This window comes from Cellulomonas pasadenensis (genome assembly GCF_047229365.1).
Classification (GTDB): Bacteria; Actinomycetota; Actinomycetes; order Actinomycetales; family Cellulomonadaceae; genus Cellulomonas.
The window spans coordinates 1-5,894 of sequence record NZ_JBFTEP010000179.1 but is presented as its reverse complement, the minus strand read 5'-3'; the positions used below and the strand labels follow the sequence as shown (position 1 = coordinate 5,894).

At 78.7% G+C, this 5,894-nt stretch carries 7 protein-coding genes; 4 read left to right on the top strand and 3 right to left on the bottom strand.

The genetic code is table 11. From position 1 onward, the window contains the following. A partial coding sequence (locus tag AB6N23_RS16895; RefSeq protein ID WP_412867149.1) for a molybdopterin molybdotransferase MoeA occupies positions 1–1,091 on the bottom strand: 1,091 nt, incomplete at its 3' end. Between the two features lie 75 nt (positions 1,092–1,166). On the opposite strand from AB6N23_RS16895, the gene moaA reads away from it, so the two are divergent. Together moaA and AB6N23_RS16885 are read left to right on the top strand one after the other, a co-directional pair. Further along, positions 1,167–2,282, top strand: a complete 1,116-nt coding sequence (moaA, locus tag AB6N23_RS16890; RefSeq protein WP_412867148.1) for a GTP 3',8-cyclase MoaA — start codon at positions 1,167–1,169, stop codon at positions 2,280–2,282. A 1-nt stretch (position 2,283) separates the two neighbouring features. Then, positions 2,284–2,589 carry a MoaD/ThiS family protein gene (locus AB6N23_RS16885; RefSeq protein WP_412867147.1) on the top strand — a complete coding sequence of 102 codons (306 nt, stop codon included), beginning with the start codon at positions 2,284–2,286 and terminating at the stop codon, positions 2,587–2,589. A gap of 51 nt (positions 2,590–2,640) precedes the next feature. Here the strand turns inward: AB6N23_RS16885 and AB6N23_RS16880 are convergent, their stop codons facing one another. Beyond that, the gene (locus tag AB6N23_RS16880) at positions 2,641–3,099 is read right to left on the bottom strand and encodes a molybdenum cofactor biosynthesis protein MoaE (RefSeq protein WP_412867146.1); all 459 of its coding nucleotides are present in this window, start codon (positions 3,097–3,099) and stop codon (positions 2,641–2,643) included. A gap of 49 nt (positions 3,100–3,148) precedes the next feature. Next, positions 3,149–4,426 (bottom strand): MFS transporter, encoded by a 1,278-nt coding sequence (locus tag AB6N23_RS16875; protein ID WP_412867145.1) that lies wholly within the window; start codon positions 4,424–4,426, stop codon positions 3,149–3,151. A gap of 225 nt (positions 4,427–4,651) precedes the next feature. Here AB6N23_RS16875 and AB6N23_RS16870 point away from each other — a divergent pair, with 225 nt between their 5' ends. Then, on the top strand, positions 4,652–5,056 hold the full coding sequence (locus AB6N23_RS16870; RefSeq protein ID WP_412867144.1) for a TOBE domain-containing protein: 405 nt from the start codon (positions 4,652–4,654) through the stop codon (positions 5,054–5,056). Continuing rightward, the coding region (modA, locus tag AB6N23_RS16865; RefSeq protein WP_412867143.1) for a molybdate ABC transporter substrate-binding protein at positions 5,053–5,894 on the top strand (842 nt) is incomplete at its 3' end. The genes AB6N23_RS16870 and modA, both read left to right, overlap by 4 nt.

Here is a 5,894-nt window from a genome sequence, read left to right as displayed (position 1 = left end):
GTCCAGTCGAGCCGCGCGCGCAGCAGCTGGCGCCGCCCGGGCGGCGACGTCACGTCCGTCGCGAGCGTCGCGCGCAGCCGCCGGCGGTGCACGTCGCGGGCGCCGAGAAGGCGGCGCAGCAGCGGGCGCACGAACACCTCGAACGAGACGTGCGCGCTCACGGGGTTGCCGGGCAGGCTCAGCACGGGCGTGCCGGACGGCAGCCGGCCGACGCCCTGCGGCTTGCCCGGCTGCATCGCGACGTGCACGAGCTCGCCGTGGCCCCCGGCGACGAGCGCGTCGCGGACCACGTCGTAGGCCCCGACCGAGACGCCGCCGGTCGTGACGACGACGTCGGCGCGCGCGCCGAGCTCGTCGAGGACCCGCAGCACGTCGGGCACGTCGTCGGGCAGCACGCGCACGTCGACGACGTCGGCGCCGGCGGCGGCCGCCGCGGCCGCGAGCTGGGCGCCGTTGGACTCGTGGATCTGCCCGTGCGCCAGGGCGCCGCCGCCCGTGACGAGCTCGCTGCCGGTGGAGACGACCGCGACGCGCGGGCGCGCGTGCACGGGCACGTCGACGTGCCCGGTGGCGGCGAGGAGGCCGACCGCCGCGGGTCCGAGCACCTCGCCGGCGCGCAGCACCACGTCCCCGGCCCGCACGTCCTCGCCGCGCCGCCGCACGTGGGCGCCGGCAGGCACCGCGTCGTGGAACGTGACGCGGTCGGTGCGCCCGTCGGTCCGCTCGACCGGGACGACGGTGTCCGCGCCCGCCGGCACGGGCGCGCCCGTCATGATCCGCACCGCGGTGCCGGGCGCGACGGACACGGTCCGGGTGTCCCCCGCGGGCACGTCGTCGGCGACGTCGAGCACGGCGCCGGCGTGCAGGTCCGCCGCGCGCAGGGCGTACCCGTCCATCGCGGACCCGTCCCACGGCGGCAGGTCGACCGCGGAGACGACGTCGGCCGCGAGCGCCCGGCCCCGCGCCTCGGCCAGCGGCACGCGGTGCACGGGCAGCGGCGCGCCGAGCGCGAGCACCGCCGCCGCGTGCTCGTCGAGCGTGCGCAGGGGACGCGCGGGCACGACGGCGGCGGGGGCGGTCGCGTCGGGCATGCGGCCAACCTAGCGCCGCCCCCGCGCGGCGGGCGCCGTGGGCCCCCGGCGCGGGGCGTCCGTATAGTCGGCCCGATGGAGCCCGTGACGTCCCGTGCGGCGGTCCCGGTGGCGATCGGGCCCGCGCCCGCCGCACCGGCCGTGCCCCCGGCCGCGCGACGCACCGGCGCCCGGCTGCGCGGCGAGGGCCTGGTGGACCGCTGGGGGCGGGTCGCCACCGACCTGCGCGTCTCCCTCACCGACCGGTGCAACCTGCGCTGCACGTACTGCATGCCGGCCGAGGGCCTGCCGTGGGCCCCGGACGAGACGGTGCTCACGGACGACGAGGTGGTCCGTCTCGTGCGGGTGGCGGTCGAGCACCTCGGCGTGCGCGAGGTCCGCTTCACGGGCGGGGAGCCGCTGCTGCGCCGCGGGCTCGAGCACGTCGTCGCCGCGACCGCCGCGCTGCGCACGGCCGACGGCACACCCGTCGGCACGGCGCTGACGACCAACGCGCTGGGCCTGGACAAGCGCGCCGCCGCCCTGGCGGCCGCCGGCCTGGGCCGCGTGAACGTGTCGCTGGACTCGCTCGACCGCGAGCGGTTCGCCGCGATCACGCGCCGCGACCGGCTGCCCGACGTGCTGGCGGGCCTGCGCGCGGCGCGGGACGCCGGGCTCGGCCCGGTCAAGGTCAACGCCGTGCTCGTGCGGGGCGTGAACGACGACGAGGCGGTGCCGCTGCTCGCGTGGGCGCTCGAGCACGGCTACCACCTGCGGTTCATCGAGCAGATGCCGCTGGGCCCGGCGGGCTCGTGGGACCGTGCCGGCCTCGTCACGGCGGGCGAGATCCTCGACGCTCTGACGGCGGCGTTCGACCTGGTGCCCGAGCCGGCGGCCGCCCGCGGTGCCGCGCCGGCGGAGACGTGGACGGTCCGCGGGCGCCCCGGCGCGACCGTCGGGGTGATCGGGTCGGTGACCCGCCCGTTCTGCGGCGCGTGCGACCGCACGCGCCTGACCGCCGACGGCCAGGTGCGCAGCTGCCTGTTCGCGCGCGAGGAGAGCGACCTGCGCGCCCTGCTGCGCGGCGGCGCCGACGACGCGACCGTCGCGGACGCGTGGCGCGCGGCCATGTGGGGCAAGAAGCCCGGGCACGGAATCGACGACGTGGGCTTCCTGCAGCCCGCACGGACCATGAGCGCCATCGGAGGCTGACGTGACCACCACCGACCCCGGCGGGTCCCCGGCCGGTGCCCGCGCGGGCGCTCCGCGGACCGTCACGGTCCGCTACTTCGCCGCCGCGCACGAGGCCGCGGGCGTCGCCGAGGAGCGCGTCGCGCTGCCCGCCGACGCGACGGTCGGGTCGTGCGTGGACGCCCTCGCGGACCGGCACGGCTCGCGCCTGCGCGACGTCCTCGCGGTGTGCGCGCTGCTCGTCGACGGGACGCTGCACCGCGGGCGCGACGAGCGGCTGGGCGACGCGACGGTCGTCGACGTGCTGCCGCCGTTCGCGGGCGGCTGACGCCCGTCCGTCGCGGCCGGCCGCCGGGGTGGACGGCCGACCGGGGGCTGCTCAGGCGCAGTTGACCCACTCGTGCGTGCCGTCGTCGAACACCTGGCGCTTCCACACGGGCAGGTGCTCCTTGACCTCGTCGACGAGCAGCGCGGCGACCGCGAACGCCTCCTGCCGGTGCGCGGCGCTCACCGCCACGCCGAGGGCCGCCTCGCCGACGCCCAGCGGGCCGACGCGGTGCACGACGGCCACGGCGTCGACGGGGCTGCGGCCGGCGACGTCCGCCACGACCCGCGCGAGGACCGCACCGGCGTCGGGGTGCGCGACGTACTCGATCGCGGTGACGGCGCGGCCGTGGTCGTGGTCGCGGACCACGCCGCCGAACGTGACGACCGCGCCGGCGGCCGCGTCGGCGACGGCGGCGGCCAGGGCGTCCACGTCGACCGGTCCCGTCGTGACGTCGGCGGCGACGACGCGACGCGCGGGCGCGGTGAGGCGGGAGGTGTCGCGCACGGTCACGCCGTCAGCCTAGGCGCGCACGCACGCGACGACGCCGCGCCGCGCACGCTCAGCCCGCCGGCGGCGACGACGGCACGGGACCGCCGGCCGCGGCCGGGGCCTCCTGCCCCGCGTCGTCGGCGGGAGCGGCCGCCGTGAGCAGCACGCGCCCGACGACGAGCATCGCGACACCGGCCACGACGACGCCCAGCAGCGCGACGCGCAGGCTCGACGCGTCGGCGACGACGCCCACGACGGTGGGCGACACGAGGAAGCCCACGCGCAGCAGCCAGCTGACCACCGTCAGCCCGACGCCGTGCGGCAGGCCCGGCAGCTCGTCGGCGGTGTGCATCACGGCGGGCACGAGCGTCGCGACGCCGAGCCCGGCGAGCGCGAACCCGACGAGCGTCGTGCCGACCGACGGCAGCGCGAGCGCGAGGCCGAACCCGACGGCCACGAGGACCCCGCCGACACGTGCGACCCGGCGCTGGCCGTGACGGTCGACGACGCGGTCGCCCGTGAGCCGCCCGACGGTCATGGCGACCTGGAGCGCCACGAACGCCAGCCCCGCGGTCGCGGCGTCCGCGCCGACCTGCTCGCGCAGGTAGAGCGCGCCCCACGACGAGCCCGCGTCCTCGACGAACGCCCCGCAGGCGGCCAGCACCCCGAGCGCGGCGAGCAGCAGGACGGTCCGCCCGCCGACGCGCCGCAGCCGCACCGGGGCGGCGTCGGCGGCGTCGGCGGGCGCCGTGCGCTCCGCGTCCTCCGGGCCGGGCAGCAGGAAGCGGTACGCCACGACGGCGACCACGCCGAACACGACGGCGGAGACGGCCAGGTGCGTGCCGAGGGGGACGGCGAGCCCGGCGGCGGCGGCGCCGAGCAGGCCGCCGACGACCGCACCGACGCTCCACAGCCCGTGGAAGGCGTTGACGATCGAGCGCCCGTAGGCACGCTGGACCCGGAACCCGTGCGCGTTCTGCGCGACGTCGACGACGGCGTCGAGGGCGCCCGCGACGAGCAGCAGGGCGGCGAGCACCACCCACGCGCCGGCGAGCGGCACGCCGGCGACCGCGGCCGCGAGCCCGACGAGACCGAACGAGGCGACGCGAGCCGAGCCGAGCCGCTGGATCAGCGCGGGCGCGAGCAGGCCGGACAGCAGCGCGCCGACGGGCATCGCGGCGATCGCTGCGCCGAACGCGGCGTTGCCGAGGTCGAGCCGGTCCTTCACCTCGGGCAGGCGCGGGACGAGGTTGGCGTAGAGCACGGCGTTCACGAAGAAGACGGTGGCCACCGCGGCGCGCGCCCGGCGGACGCGGGGCGCGAGCGAGGCGGTGCTGGGGACGGGCATCGGGGCTCCGGCGGGTGGTGGCGTGCGCGTGGCTCGGCCGCCGGGCAGGCGGCGACGTCGATGTGTACGACAGTACACACGCGTCGCGCGCCGACGCACGGGCGATCCCCGAGGACCCGGCCGTGCCGGCGCACGTCGCGGGCGCGTGCCGAACTGGTGCGCCGCAGGTGCGGCGTCCTGACGATGCTGCCGCCGCAGGTGCGGCGCGCACCCTAGACTGCGGCCGTGCGATACCGCGTGGGCGAGGCCGCGGCCCTGCTGGGCGTGAGCGACGACACGGTGCGTCGCTGGATCGACGCCGGGCGGCTGGTCTCGACCCGGACCCCGTCCGGCCGGCACGAGGTCGACGGCGTCGACCTCGCCCGCCTGGCGCAGGAGCTGGCCGAGGAGCAGACCGCCGCCGACCCCGACCGTGCCCGCCGCTCGGTGCGCAACCGGCTGCGCGGCATCGTCACGCGCGTGGTGCGCGACGGCGTCATGGCGCAGGTCGAGATCCAGGCCGGCCCGTTCCGCGTCGTGTCGCTCATCAGCCGCGAGGCCGCCGACGAGCTCGGGCTCGAGCCGGGTGTCGTCGCCGTGGCGTCGGTCAAGGCGACGAACGTGGCCGTCGAGCACGTGGAGCGCCCGTGACGCCCGGGCGCCTGCGGGCCGTGGGTGCGGCCGCCGCCCTCGTCGCGGCCCTCGCGGCGTGCGCCGGGCCGGGGGCGGGGGTCGCGCCGGCGCGCACCGACGCGGGTCCGGCCGGCCCCGTGGTCGTCCTGGCCGCGGCGTCCCTCACCGACGTCCTGGCGACCGTCGCCGCGGACCTCGAGGCCGAGCACCCCGGCCTGGAGGTCCGCACGAGCCTGGGCGCGAGCTCGACGCTCGCCGCGCAGGTCGTCGCCGGCGCGCCCGCGGACGTCCTCGTCACGGCCAGCGGCACCACGATGGCCACGGTGACCGACGCGCTCGGGGGCGCACCGGTCGTGGTCGCGCGCAACACGCTGCAGATCGCGGTCCCCGCCGGGAACCCCGCAGGCGTCACGGGCCTGCCGGACCTCGCCGACCCGGACCTGACGGTCGCGCTGTGCGACCCGTCGGTGCCCTGCGGCGCCGTCGCGGCGCAGGTCCTGGCGTCCGCGGGGGTCACCGCCGCGCCCGACACCCTCGAGCAGGACGCGCGCGCGACGCTCACCAAGGTGCGCCTCGGCGAGGTCGACGCCGCGCTCGTGTACCGCACCGACGTGCTGGCGGCCGGCCCGGACGTCGAGGGCCTCGACGTCCCCGCGGAGCACCGGGTCGCCACCGACTACCTCGCCCTCGCCCTGCCGGACGCGCCCCACCCGGCCGCGGCCCGGGCCGTCGTGGCGCACCTGCGCTCCCCCGCCGGTCAGATAAACACAAATCCCAGCCCACGAGACACATACGCCGATCGCGTATTCCGGCTTAGTCGTGTAAAAGGGGGGGGGGGGGGGGGGGGGGGGGGGGG